The 17,899-nt window shown below is 69.1% G+C and carries 13 protein-coding genes; 6 read left to right on the forward strand and 7 right to left on the reverse strand.

All coding sequences use genetic code 11. From position 1 onward, the window contains the following. Positions 1-36 precede the first annotated feature (36 nt). The 4 genes from C4F17_RS29195 to C4F17_RS29210 all read left to right on the forward strand — a co-directional run bounded on the left by C4F17_RS29195 (position 37) and on the right by C4F17_RS29210 (position 5,344). Positions 37-1,719 carry a bifunctional 3-(3-hydroxy-phenyl)propionate/3-hydroxycinnamic acid hydroxylase gene (locus tag C4F17_RS29195; protein WP_106937958.1) on the forward strand — a complete coding sequence of 561 codons (1,683 nt, stop codon included), beginning with the start codon at positions 37-39 and terminating at the stop codon, positions 1,717-1,719. 63 nt (positions 1,720-1,782) lie between these two features. Beyond that, the gene (locus tag C4F17_RS29200; RefSeq protein WP_106937959.1) at positions 1,783-3,210 is read left to right on the forward strand and encodes an NAD-dependent succinate-semialdehyde dehydrogenase; all 1,428 of its coding nucleotides are present in this window, start codon (positions 1,783-1,785) and stop codon (positions 3,208-3,210) included. An 11-nt stretch (positions 3,211-3,221) separates the two neighbouring features. Next, positions 3,222-4,673 (forward strand): NAD-dependent succinate-semialdehyde dehydrogenase, encoded by a 1,452-nt coding sequence (locus tag C4F17_RS29205; RefSeq protein ID WP_106937960.1) that lies wholly within the window; start codon positions 3,222-3,224, stop codon positions 4,671-4,673. A gap of 80 nt (positions 4,674-4,753) precedes the next feature. Further along, a complete protein-coding gene (locus C4F17_RS29210) occupies positions 4,754-5,344 on the forward strand; it encodes a nitroreductase family protein (protein ID WP_106937961.1) in 591 nt (196 codons plus the stop codon). A 26-nt stretch (positions 5,345-5,370) separates the two neighbouring features. Here the strand turns inward: C4F17_RS29210 and C4F17_RS29215 are convergent, their stop codons facing one another. From C4F17_RS29215 to C4F17_RS29240, 6 genes are all read right to left on the reverse strand, one after another. Continuing rightward, complete coding sequence (locus C4F17_RS29215; protein ID WP_106937962.1) at positions 5,371-6,399, reverse strand: WD40/YVTN/BNR-like repeat-containing protein; 1,029 nt, start codon at positions 6,397-6,399, stop codon at positions 5,371-5,373. Positions 6,400-6,419: 20 nt separating this feature from the next. After that, on the reverse strand, positions 6,420-8,816 hold the full coding sequence (locus C4F17_RS29220) for an efflux RND transporter permease subunit (protein WP_106937963.1): 2,397 nt from the start codon (positions 8,814-8,816) through the stop codon (positions 6,420-6,422). A gap of 28 nt (positions 8,817-8,844) precedes the next feature. After that, positions 8,845-10,509: a DUF1302 domain-containing protein gene (locus C4F17_RS29225; RefSeq protein WP_106937964.1), complete on the reverse strand. Its 1,665-nt coding sequence runs from the start codon at positions 10,507-10,509 to the stop codon at positions 8,845-8,847. Positions 10,510-10,562: 53 nt separating this feature from the next. Further along, complete coding sequence (locus tag C4F17_RS29230; RefSeq protein WP_106937965.1) at positions 10,563-11,963, reverse strand: DUF1329 domain-containing protein; 1,401 nt, start codon at positions 11,961-11,963, stop codon at positions 10,563-10,565. 213 nt (positions 11,964-12,176) lie between these two features. Further along, entirely contained in the window at positions 12,177-12,806 is a 630-nt protein-coding gene (locus C4F17_RS29235; RefSeq protein ID WP_106937966.1) for a cytochrome b, read from the reverse strand. A 43-nt stretch (positions 12,807-12,849) separates the two neighbouring features. Continuing rightward, positions 12,850-14,304, reverse strand: a complete 1,455-nt coding sequence (locus C4F17_RS29240; protein ID WP_106937967.1) for an aldehyde dehydrogenase family protein — start codon at positions 14,302-14,304, stop codon at positions 12,850-12,852. 362 nt (positions 14,305-14,666) lie between these two features. On the opposite strand from C4F17_RS29240, the gene C4F17_RS29245 reads away from it, so the two are divergent. Together C4F17_RS29245 and C4F17_RS29250 are read left to right on the forward strand one after the other, a co-directional pair. Beyond that, positions 14,667-15,626, forward strand: a complete 960-nt coding sequence (locus C4F17_RS29245; protein WP_106937968.1) for a helix-turn-helix domain-containing protein — start codon at positions 14,667-14,669, stop codon at positions 15,624-15,626. 150 nt (positions 15,627-15,776) lie between these two features. Further along, complete coding sequence (locus C4F17_RS29250; RefSeq protein ID WP_106937969.1) at positions 15,777-17,249, forward strand: APC family permease; 1,473 nt, start codon at positions 15,777-15,779, stop codon at positions 17,247-17,249. 16 nt (positions 17,250-17,265) lie between these two features. On the opposite strand, the gene C4F17_RS29255 is transcribed toward C4F17_RS29250, so the two are convergent. Then, positions 17,266-17,814, reverse strand: a complete 549-nt coding sequence (locus C4F17_RS29255; RefSeq protein WP_106937970.1) for a GNAT family N-acetyltransferase — start codon at positions 17,812-17,814, stop codon at positions 17,266-17,268. Positions 17,815-17,899: the final 85 nt, after the last annotated feature.

Raw genomic sequence — 17,899 nt, forward strand, 5'->3', positions numbered from 1 at the left:
AGGCCGCCGTTCCCGTCCAAGTCCCAAGGAGTTCCCATGAGCGCTTCCGTGGAAGCCCCCGTCCTCATCATCGGTGCCGGCCCTGTCGGCGTCACGCTGGCGAACCTGCTGGGCACCTATGGCGTGCACACGCTGGTGGTCGAGCGCAGCACCGCGGTGTTCGACTTTCCGCGCGCGGTGGGGCTGGACGACGAGGCCCTGCGCACCTTCCAGTCCACCGGCCTGGCCGAGGAGATGCTGCGCGACATGATCCAGAACGTGCCCATGCGCATGTACACCGCGCGCAAGCAATGCTTCGCCGAGATCCTGCCCAGCACGCGCGAGTTCGGCTGGTTCCGCCGCAACCTGTTCTCGCAGCCCCTGGGCGAGAGGACGCTGCGCCGCGGGCTCGCGCGCTTCGACCATGTGCAGTTGCGGCTCGGCCTGGAGCTGGTGGACCTGGCGCAGGACGAGGCGGGCGTGAGCGCCACCCTGCGCGACGAGGCCGGCGCCGAGCACCAGGTGCGCGCCGCCTACGCGGTCGCCTGCGACGGCGGTCGAAGCACCGTGCGCGAGATGCTCGGGCTGCCCTACGAGGGCCGCACACACCCGGCCAAGTGGGTGGTCATCGAATGCGACCAGGATCCGCTGGACGCACCCTACACCGCGCTGCACTGCGAACCCGGGCGTCCCTATGTCTGCCTGCGCCTGCCCTACGGATTGCGGCGCTGGGAGTTCATGCTCTTTCCCGGTGAGGACGGCGAGCAGATGCTCGCGCCCGGCAAGGTGCGCGAGCTGCTGGGCCGGCATGTGGCCGACCCGGCGGCGCTGAACGTCATCCGGGCGCGCGTGTACACCCACAACTCGCGCGTGGCGGGCAGCTTCGTCGCGGGCCGCGTCTGCCTGGCCGGCGATGCCGCGCACATCACGCCGCCGTGGATCGGCCAGGGCCTCAATGCCGGGCTGCGCGATGCCTTCAACCTGGGCTGGAAGCTGGCCTGGATCCTCCAGGGCCGCCTGCGGCCCGAGTTGCTGGCCAGCTACCACGAGGAACGCCACGCCCATGCCAAGGCCATGATCGACCTGGCCGACACCTTCGGCGCCGTGCTGTCGCAGCGCAACCCTCTGCTGGCCTGGGCGCGCGATTGCTTCTTCATGGCGATCCGGGGCATTCCGAAGGTGCGGGACTACGTGCTGCAGATGAAGTTCAAGCCGATGCCACGTTTCGTGAAGGGCATCGTGCGCAACAGCGGCGTGGCCGGGCGCGACGCCCTGGTGGGCCGCATGTTCATCCAGCCCAACGTGGAGCGCGAGCGCGGACGGCCGCAGAAGCTCGACGACGTGGTCGGCGCGCGCTTTGCCCTCTTGAGCTGGCGCTGCGACGCACTGGAAGGCGCGCCCGCCGTGCTGCACGCGCAGCTCGCCCGGCTGGGCTGCGACCACTATGTGGCCGTGCGCTCGCGCAGCATGGGCAACGAGGCGGGCTCGCCGATGCCTGGGCAGCTCTCGGGCACGGTGATCGAGGACCTGGAGAACACGCTGCATTTCTGGTTCCAGGGCAAGGACGTGGACTGGGTGCTGATCCGCCCGGACCGCTTCGTCGCCGCCGTGGGCCGCCGGGCCGACGCCGTGGCCGAACTGGGCCGCTTCTGCGAGGCCGTGCTGGGCCCCGACGACACGGCACGGCCGCAGGCCGCAGCCAATCAATCCCTCGCGCAGGCCGAGGCCCTGGCGGCCTGAAGCCTCGCGCCAACCGCGCCCAACTGCCCGCGCCAACCTGCCCGCGCCGCGGGCCTTCTCACCATGTACCCAGAACTCTCGCTCTACATCGCCGGCCGCTTCATCGACGCGCAGGGCCGGCGCACTCAGGCCGTGCACGATCCCGCCACGCTGCAGCCGCTGGGTTTGCTGCCGTGGGCCGAGGCCGAAGACGTCGAGGCCGCCGTGCAGGCCGCCCATGCAGCCTTCGCCGGTTGGCGGCGCGTGTCGCCGCTGGAGCGCTCGGACCTGCTGCGCCGCGTGGCCGCGCTGGCGCGCGAGCGCGCGCCGGAGATCGGCCGCGCCATGACGCTGGACAACGGCAAGCCGTTGGCCGACGCCGTGGCCGAGGTGCTGAACGCCGCGGAGCACGTCGATTGGCATGCGGAGGAGGGCCGCCGCGTCTACGGCCGCGTGGTGCCCGCGCGCCAGCCAGGCGTGCGCCAGCTGGTGGTGCGCGAGCCGGTGGGCGTGTGCGCCGCCTTCAGCCCGTGGAACTTTCCTTTCGGCCAGGCCATGAAGAAGGCCGCCGCCGCCATCGCGGCCGGCTGCCCCATCGTGCTCAAGGGGCCGGAGGAGTCGCCCAGCGCGCTGGTGGCCATGGCACGCCTGTTCCACGATGCGGGCCTGCCGCCGGGCGTGTTCAACCTGCTGTGGGGCGTGCCCGCGGACATCTCGCGCCAGCTCATCGAGTCGCCGCTGGTGCGCGTGGTCTCCTTCACCGGCTCGGTTCCGGTGGGCCGCCAGCTGGCCGCGCTGGCCGGCCTGCACATGAAGCGCATGACCATGGAGCTGGGCGGCCATGCGCCCGTGCTGGTGTTCGACGACGCCGACGTCGACGCCGCCGTCGCTTTGCTGGCGCGGCTGAAAACGCGCAACGCCGGCCAGGTCTGCGTGTCGCCGACGCGCTTCCACGTGCAGTCGGGCATCCATGACCGCTTCGCCGCCGCCTTCGCCGACGCGCTGGCCGCCGTGAAGGTGGGCCACGGCCTGGAGGATGGCGTGCAGATGGGCCCGCTGATCCATGAGCGCCGTTTCCAGGCCGTGCAGGCGCTGGTGGAGGACGCCCGCGCGATGGGCGCCGAATTGCTGACGGGTGGCCGCCGCATCGGGACGCACGGCCACTTCCACGCACCGACGCTGCTTGCCAACGTGCCCCGGCGTGCCCGCGTACTGCATGAAGAGCCGTTCGGCCCTGTGGCGGCGATGTCGCGCTTCGACACCGTGGACGAGGCGCTGCATCAGGCCAATGCGTTGCCCTTCGGCCTCGCGAGCTATGTCTTCACCCGCTCGCTGCAGACCGCGACCCGCGTGGGCGACGGCCTCGAGGCCGGCATGGTGAACATCAACCACTCGGGCATGGCGCATCCGGAGCTGCCGTTCGGCGGCGTGAAGGACAGCGGCTTCGGCAGCGAAGGCGGCACCGAGTCCTTCGACAGTTTTCTCAGTACCAAGCTCATCACCCAGATCTGAATTCGATCCTCATGCTGAAACTCGACGACCCCTTGCTGCTGCGCGAGCAATGCCTGGTGGCGGGCGAATGGATATCCGCCGACCAGACCATCGCTGTCACCAACCCCGCCACCGGTGCGCTGATCGCCCACGTGCCACGGCTGGACGCCGCCGCCGCGCGGCGCGCCATCGGGGCGGCCGAAGCCGCCTGGCCGCAGTGGCGGCGGCGCACCGCGCACGAACGCTCGGCCATCCTTGCGCGCTGGCATGCGCTCATCCTGCAGCACCAGGAAGACCTGGCCCGCATCATGACGGCCGAGCAGGGCAAGCCGCTGGCGGAGGCGCGCGGAGAAATCGGCTATGCGGCCTCCTTCATCCAGTGGTTCGGCGAGGAGGCCAAGCGCGTGTATGGCGAGACCATTCCTTCACCCGTGGCCTCGCAGCGCATCGTGGTCGTGCGCGAGCCGGTGGGTGTGTGCGCGGCCATCACGCCGTGGAACTTCCCCGCGGCCATGATCACGCGCAAGGCCGGGCCGGCGCTCGCGGCCGGCTGCACGATGGTGGTCAAGCCCGCGAGCCAGACGCCGCTCACGGCGCTGGCGCTGGCGGTGCTGGCCGAGCGCGCCGGCGTGCCCGCGGGCGTGCTGTCGGTGCTGACCGGATCCGCCGGCGACATCGGCACCGAACTGGCCACCAACCCCGTGGTGCGCAAGCTCAGCTTCACCGGCTCCACCGAAGTGGGCCGGCTGCTGATGCAGCAGACGGCGGCCACGGTCAAGAAGGTGTCGATGGAACTGGGCGGCAATGCGCCCTTCATCGTCTTCGAGGACGCGGACCTGGACGCGGCGGTCGAAGGCGCGCTGGTGGCCAAGTTCCGCAACGCGGGGCAGACCTGCGTGTGCGCCAACAGGCTGTACGTGCACGAGCGCGTCTACGATGCCTTCGCGCAGAAGCTGGCCGAGGCACTGCGCGCGCTCAAGGTGGGGCCCGGCGACGAAGAGGGCGTGCGCATCGGCCCGCTGATCGACGAGGCCGCCGTGCGCAAGGTGGAGGAGCAGCTGGCCGATGCGGTGGCAAAGGGCGCACAGGTGCTCAGCGGCGGGCACCGCCATCCGCTGGGCGGCAGCTTCTTCGAGCCCACCGTGCTGACCGGCGTGACGCAGGCGATGACGGTGGCGCGCGAGGAAACCTTCGGCCCGCTTGCGCCGCTCTTCCGCTTCCGCGACGAAGCCGAGGTCGTGCGCATGGCCAACGACACCGAGTTCGGCCTCGCGAGCTACTTCTATGCCCGCGACCTGGGCCGCGTGTGGCGCGTGGCCGAGCAGCTGGAGTACGGCATGGTCGGCGTCAACACCGGTCTCATCAGCAACGAGGTCGCGCCCTTCGGTGGCGTCAAGCAGTCGGGCCTGGGCCGCGAGGGCTCGCGCCACGGCATCGAGGACTACCTGGTCGTCAAGTACATCAACATGGCCGGCATCGCCTGACGGCCGGCTCAAGCGCATTCGCTTTTCCCGCGCGGCACCGCCGTGCCGCATCTTCTTTCCATCGTTCCCTGGAGTCTTCAATGAGCAATCCCCGCCAATCCGCCCATCCCATCGACCCGCTGTTCACCAACCGGTGGTCGCCGCGCGCCTTCGCCGAAGAGAGCATCGCCGAGCCGGCGCTCATGAGCCTGCTCGAAGCGGCCCGCTGGGCGCCCTCGGCGTACAACGTGCAGCCCTGGCGCTTCATCTACGCACGACGCGACACACCCGCCTGGCAACCCATCTTCGACAGCCTCGTCGAGTTCAACCAGATGTGGACGAAGCGAGCCGCCGCGCTGGTGGTGGTGGTCTCGCAGCGCGAGGCCCTGTTCCCGGGCCGCACCGAGGCGGCTCCCAACCAGTGGCATTCCTTCGATGCCGGCGCCGCCTGGGCCAGCCTCGCGTTCCAGGCCACGCTGTCGGGCTGGTCGGCGCATGCGATGGCCGGCTTCGACGCCGAGAAGCTGCGCGAGGCCATCCAGCTGCCGCAGGGCTATGCGATCGAGACGGTCGTGGCTGTCGGCAGGAAGGGCGATCCGGCCGTGCTGCCCGATGGCGTGCGCAAGCTTGAGACGCCCAACGATCGACGGGCGCTCGCCGAGACGGCCGCCGAGGGTGTGTTCCGCCAGTAGCCCGCGTCCTCCCGGGTCCGGGGCGTTCAGCGCGCCGACGGATCCTTGGCGCCGGCGGCTGCCACCACGCCCTGGCGCGAATACATCGCCGCGCGGCCCTTACCGTCCAGCACCACGCTGGTCAGGGGCAGGCGGTCTTCGCGCGTGCTGGCGGTGAAGTTCGCGCCGCCGTCCTCGCTGTCCAGCACCAGTCCGTCGAGCCCGACACCGACGATCTTCGAGCCGGCGCCGGCGAGCGCGGTGATGGACGACTCCGTGTGCGTATCCACGCGCTGCCAACTGCCGCCGTCGTCGAGGCTGCGGTACATCGAGCCGCGAAGCCCGGCCACCAGCAAGGTGCCGCCGGGGCCCGCGATGCCGCTCCAGAAAGAGCCCGCATAGCCGGTCGGCATGTAGCTCCAGCTGCGGCCCTTGTCGCCCGAGCGCAGCACCATGCCGCGCTCCCCCGGCGCGAACAGCCGGCCGCGCGCGTCGGCGAACAGCCCGAACAGGTTGAGGTCGGCGCGCTTGCCGCCCGGCGGCGGCGCCAGTTCGACGGGCTCCCAGTGGGCGCCGCCGTCCTCGGTGCGCAACACCAGCGACCACAGGCCCGCGGCCACGCCTTGCCTGTCGTCGAAGAAGTGCACGGCGAAGAGCGGCCTGTCCTGCGCCGCGTCGCTGCGCTGCACCTGCCAGGTCTCGCCGCCGTCGGTGGTGTGCAGGATCACGCCCCAGTGGCCCGCGGCCCAGCCGCGCCGGGCATCAATGAAGGAGACCGAGGTCAGCGCCACGTCCACCGGCACCTGGCGTGCCTGGCGGTGGCTGCGGCCGCCGTCGTCCGACAGCAGCACCACGCCGTGATCGCCCACCGCGACGATGCGCTCGCCCGCGAGGGTACTGGCAAGCATCGTGGCATGGGCGGCATGCGCGGCGCGCAGCGCGGGAACCAGCACGGGTGCGCCATCGTTGGCGGCGGTGGCTTCCTTTGCCTGAGGTGCCTGCGCCGCGCAGGCCAGCGGGAGGGCAACGAGGGCGCTGGCCAGGACCGCGCGCGCGAGGAGAAAAGTCGGTTTCATCTTCGATCGTGGGATGGGGTTCAGTGGTGCTGCAGCCCGGTCGCCCGCACCAGTTTGCGGCGCGGGAAGAGCCTTTCGAGCCATACCGCCAGGGCGGGCAGGGCGGTCATCGCCATCACCATGTTCACCATGAACATGAAGGCCAGCAGCTTGCCCATGTCGGCCTGGAACTTCAGCTGCGAGAAGGACCAGGTCGCCACGCCCACGGCCAGCGTGATGGCGGTGAAGATGGTGGCCGTGCCCACTTCCAGGATGGCGTGCTCGATGGCCTTGACGATGGACTGGCCCGCGGCCATGTGCATCAGCAGGCGGTTGTAGATGTAGAAGGCGTAGTCCACGCCGATGCCCACCGCCAGCACCATCACCGGCAGGGTCGCCACCGTGAGGCCGATCTGCAGCTCCTTCATGAACCAGTAGCCGATGAAGGTGCCCACCGTGAGCGGCAGGCAGCAGGCCGCCACGGCGCGCAGGTCGCGGTAGACCAGGAAGACCAGCACCACGATCGCCGCGTACACGTACAGCATCATGGGCAGCTCGCTCTTCTCGACCTCGTCGTCGATGGCCGCCAGCACGCCCGCGTTGCCCGCGGCCAGGCGGATGTTCACGCCGGGCATGGGATGGCCGTCGCGGAAGGCTTTCACCGCATCGATCACGCGCTGGATGGTGGTGGCCTTGTGATCTGTCAGGAAAAGGTTCACCGCCGTCATGCTGCAGTCCTTGCGCATGGTGCCGCGGATGCGGGCGATCTCGGTGGACAGGGCGGCGTAGTTGGCCGCATCGATGGGCACCACGGACATCTTGGGGTTGCCTTCGTTGTAGCCCTCGTTGTAGAGCCGCAGCTGCCCGGCGTACGACGAGATCGAGAGCACCCCCTCGACCGGCTGCATCGCCCAGACGAAACGGTCCTGGTAGAGCCCGATGTTCACGTTCGCGCAGCTCTCGGGCGGCGCCTCGAAGACCACGGTCAACCAGTCCAGGCCCGTGTCGAAATTGCGTGCGATGGACGCGGCGTCGCGGTTGAAGCGGGCGTCCTCGCGCAGCTCCGGCGCGCCGGGCTGCAAGGTGCCGACCACGCGGTCGCGGCTTTGCCACACGGCGGCGCCGAACACCACCGCGGTGACCAGCAGCATTGCGGCCGCCGGGCGCGGCTGGGCAAGCCGGGCCAGCACGCGCAGCCAGCCCGAGCGGCGCTCGCGCTGCAGCAGGGCCCGGTCGGCGAAGTCGCGGCTCACCTCGAAGAAGGAGGCCGCCACTGGCAGCATGACGAGGTTGGTCACGATCTTGTAGGCCACGCCCAGGGAGGCCGCGATGGCGAGCTCGCGCACCATCGGGATCGGGATCATCAGCAGCGTGACGAAGGAGACGAGGGCCGTCACCAGCGCCAGCGTGCCGGGGATCAGCAGGCCGCCGAAGCTGTCGCGGCAGGCCTCGTAGGTCGTGTGGCCCTGAGAGATGCGCCGCACGATGTAGTTGATCTGCTGCACGCCGTGCGACACGCCGATCGCGAACACGAGGAAAGGCACCAGCACCGCCAGCGGATCGAGCCCGAAGCCCAGCAGCCGCAGCGTGCCGAACTGCCACACCAGCGAGGCGAGCGAGCAGGCGATGGGCAGCAGCGTGAAGCGCACCGAGCGGCAGTACCAGTACACCGCGCCGGCGGTGAGCAGCAGCGCGACCAGGCAGAACTTGACCACCGACTGCGCGCCATCGGCGATGTCGCCGATCTGCTTGGCGAAGCCGATGATCTGGACCTCGAAGTCGCCGTCCTCGAACCGCGCGCGGATCTTCTCTTCGAGCAGGTGGTTGTAGGCCACGTAGTCCAGCTTGCGTCCCTGTGCGTCGTACTCGGCCAGCTCGGCCGTGACCATGGCGCTGGTCTGGTCGCGCGACACCAGGGTGCCGATGAAGCCGCCCTGCGCCGCCGCGCGCCGGATGCCGGCGATGGTCTCGGGCGTGAGCCGATCCGGCGTGATGGTCGCGTCGATCAGCGGGTCGGCGCGAAACCCTTCCTCGGTGATCTCGTTGACGAAGCTGTTGGGTGTCCACATCGACTGCACGCCCAGCCGCTCGATACCCGGCAGGTAGGTGACGGCCTGCGTCACCTCGTACAGGCGCTTGAGGGCCGGCGCGGTCCAGATGGTGCCGTGGCGGGCCCTGACCACGACGTTGAGCCGGTTGGCCCCCAGCACGTCCTCGCGGTAGGTCTGGAAGGTCCGGATGTACTCGTGGCCCGAGGGCATCTGCTTGTCGAAGCCGGCGTCCATGCGCAGCTGCGCGGCGAACCACGCCATGGCCAGCGTGAAAAGGACCAGCGCGACGAGGATGCCTCGGCGATGGGAGAAGCAGAACGCTTCCAGGCGCTGCACGTTGCGCTGCAGCGTGGAAGCGGGGGCGAGGGAGTGGTCGGGATCGGACACGGAGTGCTTTCAGCAGGCGCGCGCGGGGTCAGAAGTTGCGCGACAGGGTCAGGCCCACGAAGTTGCGGTCGCGGTAAGGCTGGTCGAACACGCGCCTGCCGCCGAAGAAGGCTGCGTAGTTGATCGAGGCCTGCCACTTCGCCGGGTTCTGCACGAAGGTCACGACGAGGTTGACCGACTTGGCTCCCTCCATCAACTGGCCCGCGCCGTTGGGCGTGCGGCCCTTCACGGCCTGGAAGTAGTACACCTCGGGGATCACCTGCCAGCCCGGGATCAGCGTGCCGTCGTAGACCCAGCTGAAGTCCAGGTTGTAGCCCCACGCCGTCTTGGACCCCACAGGCTGCGGTGTGCCCGCGGCGCTGAACTCCTGGCCCCAGCCCCACGCACCCGCGGCGATCGGATCGGACCCGTAGTACGGCTTGAGGTTGGGATAGCGCACCACCACGGTTTCGGCCATCAGCGTCGCGGTGTCAGCGCCCAGGAAGCGCAGCACGCCGCCCGCGTTGTTCGGCGTGAGGCTGAGCATGCCGGTCAGGTGCCACTGCAGCTTCTTCTCGTCGACCCAGCAGTTGCCGTGGTTGAACGAGCAGCCGCTCGCCGCCGGGTTCAGCGCCACGGCGTCGCGCGGACGGTACGACAGCTCGGTGCCCACCGACCAGTCGCCCACCGGCATGTTGGCGCTCAGGCCGTAGAGGCGCCGGTTCTCCGGGTAGGCCCAGCCCGGGCGGCCGGTGCCGCCCGCGTTGGTGCTGAAGTTCAGCGACTTGTCGTTGTAGTTCATCACGTAGGCGCCCAAGTTCAGCTGCGTGCCCTCGGGCTGCCATTTCAGCGCGGTGCCCCACTGCCCGCCGTTCTTCGGCTTCGTCTGGATCAGCCCGTAGGCGTCGTGGCCCTTGCCCATGCCGTTGGCCACCGACCAGTAGGAGCCGGTGGGCGGCATGTAGTTGCCGTTCCACCGCGACTGCACGTAGGCCTCGAAGTTGAGGCCATGGCCCAGGCCCGTGGCAAAGCTGGCGATGGGCGCGGGCAGCACCGCCTCCTTCAGCTGCGTGCCCGGTTGCGACAGCCGCATGATGTCCAGTGCGTTGGTTGCGTTGATGCCGCCGGGCAGGAAGAGGCTTTCTCCCCAGCTGATCACCTGGTTGCCCACGCGCACGCGGGCCGTCTCGCCGCCGAGCTGGAAGGTCTTGCTCACCCAGAAGTCCAGCAGCCGGGCCTTGAAGCGCAGGTCGCTGCGCGCGTCGCTGGCCAGGCCGCCGGGCAGGTACTGCGGCGCGGCGGCGCTGGTGTAGCCGGTGGTCTGGGTGGCCGTAAGGTCGCGAACCCAGTTCACCCGCCCGAGGAAGGTGATGTCGTCGGGCATCTTCAGGAGCAGCTCGTGGCTGCCCTTGACGTAGGTGGTGAAGGCATCGCCCTTGCGGTAGTTCAGGTTGCCCTGGTCGCCCAGCGAAGAAGTCGGCGCCAGGCAGCCGGCGGGTGCGCCGACGCCCACCGCGCCCTGGATGACGAGCGTGCAGGAGGGGTCCTTGGCGCGGATGCCGGTGCCGATGGTGATGGTGGAGTCGAAGCTCCCTCGCACGTTGTCGGTCTCGAAGGTGAAGGCATGGGCGGCCCCCGTCGCGGCGAGCAGGCAGGCGGCGGGCACGGCGCCCAGCCGGGCGAAGGTGCTGGCGTGGCGGGCGGTGAAGTTCATCGGGTCTTCTCCTCGGGGCTTGTTGTCGTGGTTCGAAGTTCGAAGCGCGGCGCTCAGCGCTCGCTGATGGCGCGCAGGTTGTCGGCCGTGAAGAAGCCCGAACGCATGCGCGGACCGGTCGGCTCGGTGAACCAGCGGATGTCCTTGCCGACGCCCACCGTGTGCGTGTCGAAGACGTAGCGGCCCTCGGCCAGGTTGTTCTGCACCATGGCCATCGCGTCGCACGAGCCGGTCTCGTACACCGGGATGAGGAAACCCTCGCGCATCTTGGCGAGCTTGTTCTGCCCGTCGAAGTCGTCCATCAACAGCGGCGCCCAGCTGTCTTCGTCGAGGTAGACGGTGCGCTTGGGCGCCGAATGGCGCATGCCGGCCTTGACGGTGGCCTCCACCACCCACACACGGTGCAGTTCGTAGCGGCGATGCGACTGCGCGATGAAGTCGTCGCGCGCCACGTCCTCGAACTTGGCCTTGAAGTCGTAGGCGCCGAAGGCGTTGTAGGGAACGTAGATCTCCTTCTTGCCCACCAGCTTCCAGTCGAAGCGGTCGAGCGCGCCGTTGAAGACCTGCGGTTCGTCCAGCGTGTACTGGTTCTCCATGCCGATCTGCGGGGAGTCGTGCGAGTAGGTCGGCATGCGGCGCACGCGGCGCTGGCCGGGGAAGTAGTAGAAGGTCTCGTTCTCGGCCTGGTTCATGTACTGGGTGATCGCCAGGGCCTGCCCGGCCAGCGCGGCGGGCGAGGTGTAGCCGAAGTACACGTAGAACTCCACCGGCGGCAGCGACGACAGCTGCTGCGAGCCCTTGGCGCCCGAGGGAATGAACACCGTCTGCTCCGAATCGGCGCGGATCCACTCGGTGCTGCCGCGGCGCGGCGAGACGGCGGTGATGGTGCCCTTGTAGTCGACGCCCACGCCGCGGTAGCGCATCTTGGAGTTCCACATCGCCTCCACGCCGTTGGAAGGAAGGGGGAACGGATAGCCCGGCACGGTCGCTTCCTTCAGGCTCCAGCCGTCGTCGTTGAGCTGGGCGGTGCCCACGTTCTTGCGCGTGTTGGCCGCAACGAAATCCGGCACGCCGCAGGTGCGGTGCGACGGATAGACGTCCATGCGGTAGTCCTTGCGCTGCTTGAGCATGGCGACCTGGCCGGCCGAGAGCTTGTCGGCGTACTTGTCGACGTTGGCCGCATCGATGGTGAACAGCGGCTTCTCGTCCTTGTGCTTCCAGAAGTCGCGCCGCAGCTTGCCCCATTCCCAGCCTGCCAGCGGCGGCTCCGCGCCTTGCCAGGCGGGAATGCTGCCGTCGGCGTTGCCCTCGCGCTGCGCGCCCGAGGGCGTGAGCTTGTCGAGCTGGGCCGCGTCGGGCGCTGCCATGGCGGAGAAACCGGGGCAGAGAAGGCCGGCGGCGACGGCCACCGCCAGGGCGAGAGGGCGAAGGGTTCTTGCACAGTGCTGGGTCATGGGAACTCCTGAAAGATGAAGAGGCGAGGTGTGTGGATCCGGATCGCCCGGACCGTGCCCGGGCTGCGCCGATGCCCGCTTTACCAACCGGCAGTGGGGTCTTTGGACTATCGGAGGGAGGCGGTGCCGGCCGTTATCCGAGATCGGCATCTGCTTGCGGCCACGCGACCGCACCGCTCCGGGCGTTGTGCGGGCCGTGTGGCGGAGGGGGGATCAGCCGGTGCTGCGACGCAGCGGCAGCATGCGCCGCAGCACGGCGTCCTTGCGCACGAAGTGGTGCAGCAGCGCGGCCCCGACGTGCAGCACCAGCAGCGGCCAGGCCAGCCAGGCACCGATGAAGCTGTGCACCGCCCAGGCCGCATCTTCCAGCTGCGCAACGGAGAGACCGAAGGTGTCGCGTATCGCGGCTGCGATGGCGGTGTCGCGGCAGGCAGGGATCGCGAACAGCCCGAAGTCGGTCGGGTCGTAGGTCGTCATGTAGCCCGACAGCGGCATCAGGATCAGGATGGCGTAGAGCGCCCAGTGCGCCGCGTCGGCCGACAGACGCTCCAGGCGCGAGCCGGCGACATGCCGCGGCACGCCGCCGGCGATGCGCCACAGGAGCCTGGGCAGCGTGAGGAAGCCGATGGACAGGCCCAGCACCCAATGGATGTTGAGCAGCGGCACCACCCGCTCGGCATCGGGCGTGGTGCCGAACAGCCCCGGCTTGATGCTGGTCTGCGGATCGACGAACCAGATCACGTAGTACACGACCACGTAGGCCGTGATGAAGGCTGCGGCCGTGGCCCAGTGGAAGAGCATCGAGGCCCGCCCCCAGGCGTCGATCGTGTTGCGCCAACCCATTTCAGATTTCCTTGTGCGGTGCGTTGCGATGCAGGCCCGGGGCTCAGGCCGGCAGCAGGACGGTGACGACCTTTTCCTCGGTGTACGCCAGCGCGCCGGGCAGGCCGCCTTCGCGGCCGATGCCGCTGGTCTTGAGGCCGCCCCATGGCAGGTTGGCGTCCAGCGGGCTCCAGCAGTTCACGCCCACGGCCCCGGCCTTGACGCGCGCGGCCACGCGGTGCGCCCGCGCGAGCTGCGTGGTCCACACCGTGGCCGCCAGTCCGTAGGACGAATCGTTGGCCAGTGCGACGGCCTCCTCCTCGGTCTCGAAGGGGATCACGGTGCCCACCGGGCCGAAAATCTCTTCGCGGGCGATGGTCATCTGGTTGGTGGCCCCGGCGAAGATGGTGGGCTGCACGAACCAGCCCTTCTCGGGCCGGGAGACGCCGCCTGCCAGCAGCACCGCGCCTTCGTCCAGGCCGAGCTGGATGTAGCGGTTGACGCGTTCGAACTGCGCCTTCTTGGCCACCGGCCCCATCTGCACGCCGGCCTGGCGCGGGTCGCCGACAGTGACCGCCCGGGCCGCCTGCGCCAGCGCCTGCGCGAACGGCTCGGCGAGGCTGCGCTGCACCAGGATGCGCGAACCGGCAGCGCACACCTGCCCCTGGTTGACGAACAGGCCCATGGCGCAGCCACGCAGCGCGTCGTCGAACGAGGCATCGTCGAACACGATCTGCGGGCTCTTGCCACCGAGCTCCAGCGTCACGCGCTTGAACAGTGGTGCGGCAATGCGCTGTATGGCGCGGCCCGCCTCGGGGCTGCCGGTGAAGCTGATCTTGGCAACCAGCGGGTGCTCGCACAGCGCGCGGCCCACCACGTCGCCGAAGCCGGTCAGCACGTTGATGACGCCGTCGGGAAAGCCTGCTTCCTGCGCCAGCCGCGCCAGGTGCAGCGCGGACTGGGGCGTTTCCTCGGCGGGCTTGACCACCACGGTGCACCCGGCGGCCAGCAGGGCGGCGAGCTTCCACACGGTGATCATCAGCGGCGAGTTCCACGGCACGATGGCCGCGACCACGCCCACGGGCTCGCGCAGCGTGTACGACAGCGTGGGCGTGCCCATGTAGCCCCCGGTGGGCACCGTGCGGCCTTCGAGCTGCTGGGTCCAGCCGGCGGCCGCGCGCAGGTTGGCGACGGCGTTGGGCACGTCCATCATGCGCGGCTCCATCGGCGAGCGGCCGATGGCGTTGGCGTCCATGTCGGCCAGCAGGGCCGTGTCGCGCTCGACCAGGTCGGCGAGGCCAAGCAGCAGCTGGGCGCGCTGGCCGGCGTGCAGCCGGCTCCAGGCGCCGCCCTCGAGCTGGGCATGGGCCGCGGCCACGGCGCGGTCGACGTCTTCGGCGGTGCCGCGGGCGGCGCTGCCGTATTCCTGTTCGTCCACGGGGCTGACGAGCCGCATGCGCGCGCCGTCGGAGGCTTCGGCGTGGGCGCCTTCGATGAAATGCTTGAGGTTCTGGGTCATGGTGTCTGCGGATGTTCGAGCGGCCGCAGTGTCCGGGGAGGGCACCGCGCTGCGTTAGCCCAAATCAGCAACGCGCATGCACGCTGGCGAGGGCGCCACGGCTGCCATGCGCGGCGCACCGCCACAGTGCGAGGGATCGCACTCGGTCTTGCACGTTTATTGCTTTGTCGAAATCGAGCATCTCAGAAGGTTGGCCGTCACAGGACTGCCGCTGCTTGAGATGGCCCTACCCCTTTCGCGTTTCCGCCATCGGGTTTCCTCTGTCTGACACCGAACTCAATATATGCAAAATTTCTTCTATTCGATAAATGTGCATTTATTTGGAGCGCAACCGAGCTTCTTCTGAGCAAGGATTCCACGCCATGATCCGAAGCATCCGCCATTTCCAGGACGTCCATGCCCATGCCGCATCGGTGGCCCATTGGAGCCAGCTCTACAGCCAGCTGACGGCCGGTGCGCTCGAGAGTTCGCTGCAGCAGCTGTCCAGCGACCGCTGTCACGTCTTTCGCGAACGCATCAACCAGCGCGTGGTCCAGCAAGGCGAGGCGCCCGGCCAGCGCGTGTGCTTCGCAGTTCCAATCGCCATTCCGGGCACCGCCCGCATGCAGGGACGCGACGCGGACGACAACAGTCTGTTTTTTCTGCGCGGCGGCGAGGAGTTCATGTTCCACATGCCCACGGGCATGGACCTGCTGTCCATCACCTTCGAGCGTGCCTTCTTCGACGCTGCGCTCCTGGAAATCCCCTTTGCCGAAGAGATCGCCCGGCTGCTGCGCCAGCCCGTCATCAAGGTGCCGGCGCAGCGCTTCGCCGAATGCCGCCAGCGCCTGATGGCGATGTTCTCCGAAGCGCTGGTCAACGACGAACTCAGCGGCACCCCCGCGCGGCAGGACGAACTGGAACAGGCGCTGCTGGGCGAGCTCGTGCAACTGGTGATCGACCCGGCCTGCGACCGGCATCAACGCAGCGGCAGTTCCACCCAGGATTTCATCGTCGAGAAGTGCCACCGCATGGCCATGGCCGAGACCATGAGCGCACCGAGCGTGATGGAGTTGTGCGAGCGTCTGCAGGTCAGCCGGCGCACGGTGCAGAACAGCTTTCGCACGGTGGCGGATACGACGCCGCTGAGCTACCTGCGCTCGGTGCGCCTGAACGGTGTGCGCCGCGCCCTGATGGGCAGCCGCGCCGGCGACCTGACCGTGGGCGACGCGGCGGGGCAGTGGGGGTTCTTCCACCTGAGCCATTTCGCGGCGGAGTACCAGGAGCTTTTCGGCGAACTGCCGTCGCAGACGCCGCGGGCGGCCAGGTGGCATGACGCCTGAAGCGCGCGCGCGTTCCCGGATTGCCGATCCGGGATACCGCTGCCCGGGCATGCCTTTCTAGACTGCCTCTCTCGGCGGCCGGCACTGCGGTGCATGGCCTTCCCTCCCCACGCTGCACGCGTTTGCGCGCGGCATGCATTGCGACGCACCATGGAAACGCTGACTCCCGCGATGACACCTGCCCAGGAAACGCGCCACCCCCACGCCACCAGCCTTCGCCGCGGCACGCTGAGTGCCGGCTTCATCACGCTGCTGGTCATCTCGGCCGCGAGTCCGCTGAGCGTGGTCGCGGGCGGCTTCCCGATCGGGATGATGCTGGGCAACGGCGCCGGCACGCCGGTGCTGGTGCTGGTGGCACTCGGGCTGCTGCTGATGTTCGCGACCGGCTACACCGCCATGGCCACCTGCGTGACCAGTGCCGGGGGCTTCTATGCGATGGTGGCACGCGGCCTGGGCGGCAGGGCGGGCGGGGCGGCCGCCATGGTGGCGGTGTTCGGCTACGTGACGCTGCAGTTCGGGCTCTACGGCCTGCTCGGCGCGGTGGCGTCCGAGACGCTTCAGACGCAGTTCGGCCTGGCGGTGCCGTGGTGGGCCTTCGCCTTCGCCGCGATGGCCAGCGTGGCGGTCTTCGGCTACCGGCAGATCGACTTCTCGGCGCGGGTGCTCGCGGTCTTCGTGGTGGCCGAGTATCTGGCGGTGCTGGCCCTGGACGTGCTGATCCTGTCCAGGGGCGGTGCGCACGGCATCGACGCGCACTCCTTCTCGCCGGAGGCCTTCACCAGCGGCAACCCCTTCATCGGCCTGCTGTTCTGCTTCGCGGCCTTCATCGGTTTCGAGGCGACCACCATCTACAGCGAAGAGGCCAAGGATCCGAAGCGCAGCATTCCCATCGCCACCTATGCGGCGCTGCTGCTGGTGGGGGGCTTCTATTCCTTCTCGCTGTGGTGCCTGGTGCTCGGCGCGGGCAGCGACCAGGTGGTGGCCACCATCACGGCACTGGCCGATCCGACCAACCTGCTGTACCTGCTGTCGGACACCTATGCGGGCCATGGCCTGACGGTGCTGCTGCGCCTGATGTTCATCGCCAGCATCTATGCGGGGCTGATCGCCTTCCACAACTCCAGCGCGCGCTATTTCTACGCCATGGGCCGCGAGGGCCTGATGCCCGCTCGCCTGGGCTGGACGCATGCACGCCACCGCAGCCCGCACGTGGCCTCGTTGCTGCAGACGGCGCTCAGCGCCGTGGCGGTCGGGCTGTTCGCGCTGCTGGGCGCCGACCCGGTGCTCACCCAGTTTGCCTGGCTCAGCAACCTCGCCACGCTGTGCCTGCTGGTGCTGATGATCGCGACGGCCGTGGCGGTGGTGCGTTTCTTCAGGGCAGAGTCGCACGGCTATGGCCAGATGCGTATCCGCGTGCTGCCGCTGCTGGCTTGCGCGGGCTTGCTGGTGGTGCTGGTGCTGGCGGTGGGCAACTTCCATGTGCTCACGGGTGCGAGCCGGGGTATCTCGGGGGGCCTGGTGGTCACCGTGCCTCTCGCCGCGGCCGCCGGATGGCTGGCCGCATCGCGGCTGGCGAAACGCGATCCGCCGCGCTTTGCCGCACTCGGCAAGGACCGCGGCTGAGCCCGGTGTGTCCCTGTCAAGCCGATGAAGCGCGCAGCCATTCCTTGCGAAGGATCGCGTACTGCATGGTGTTCTCGTAGACGGGCTTGCCCTGGGCGTCGTTCCTGAACGAGATGAACTCCAGGAACAGCCCTTCGGCGCGCATGCCCAGCTTCTCGCACAGTCGCCGGGAGGCGCCGTTGTGGTCTTCCACATAGGCATAGAGCCGGCGCGCGGCCCGGGCGGTGAAGAGATGGGCGAACAGCGCCGCGGCGGCCTCGTGGGCGTAGCCCGTGCCGCCGAAACGCGGGTTGAAGTTCCAGCCGACCGAGAAGGTGTCGTCCTCCTGCATGGCGAACAAGTCACCGATGAGCTGTCCCGATTCCTGAAGGCACACGGCCACATGCTCGCCGTCGGTGCTGCGTCGCCGAGCCTCGGCCCGAGCGTCTTCGACGTTAGCGAGTGCAAGCGACAGGAAGCAGCTCGCGGTCGGGGCATGCAGGTAGTCGAACAGGTCCGTAGCGTCCTGCTCGCAAAAGCGCCGAAGGACGAGCCGCGGGGTGTGGATGGGTTGCTCGAGGGCCATGGTCTTTGCTTGCTTCGTGTTGTGCGTATCTGTTTCTGTATCTCGTGGATCCGGGACCGCCGCGGCTCCCGATCAGGTCCGCGGA

Source organism: Variovorax sp. PMC12 (genome assembly GCF_003019815.1).
Lineage (GTDB): Bacteria > Pseudomonadota > Gammaproteobacteria > Burkholderiales > Burkholderiaceae_C > Variovorax.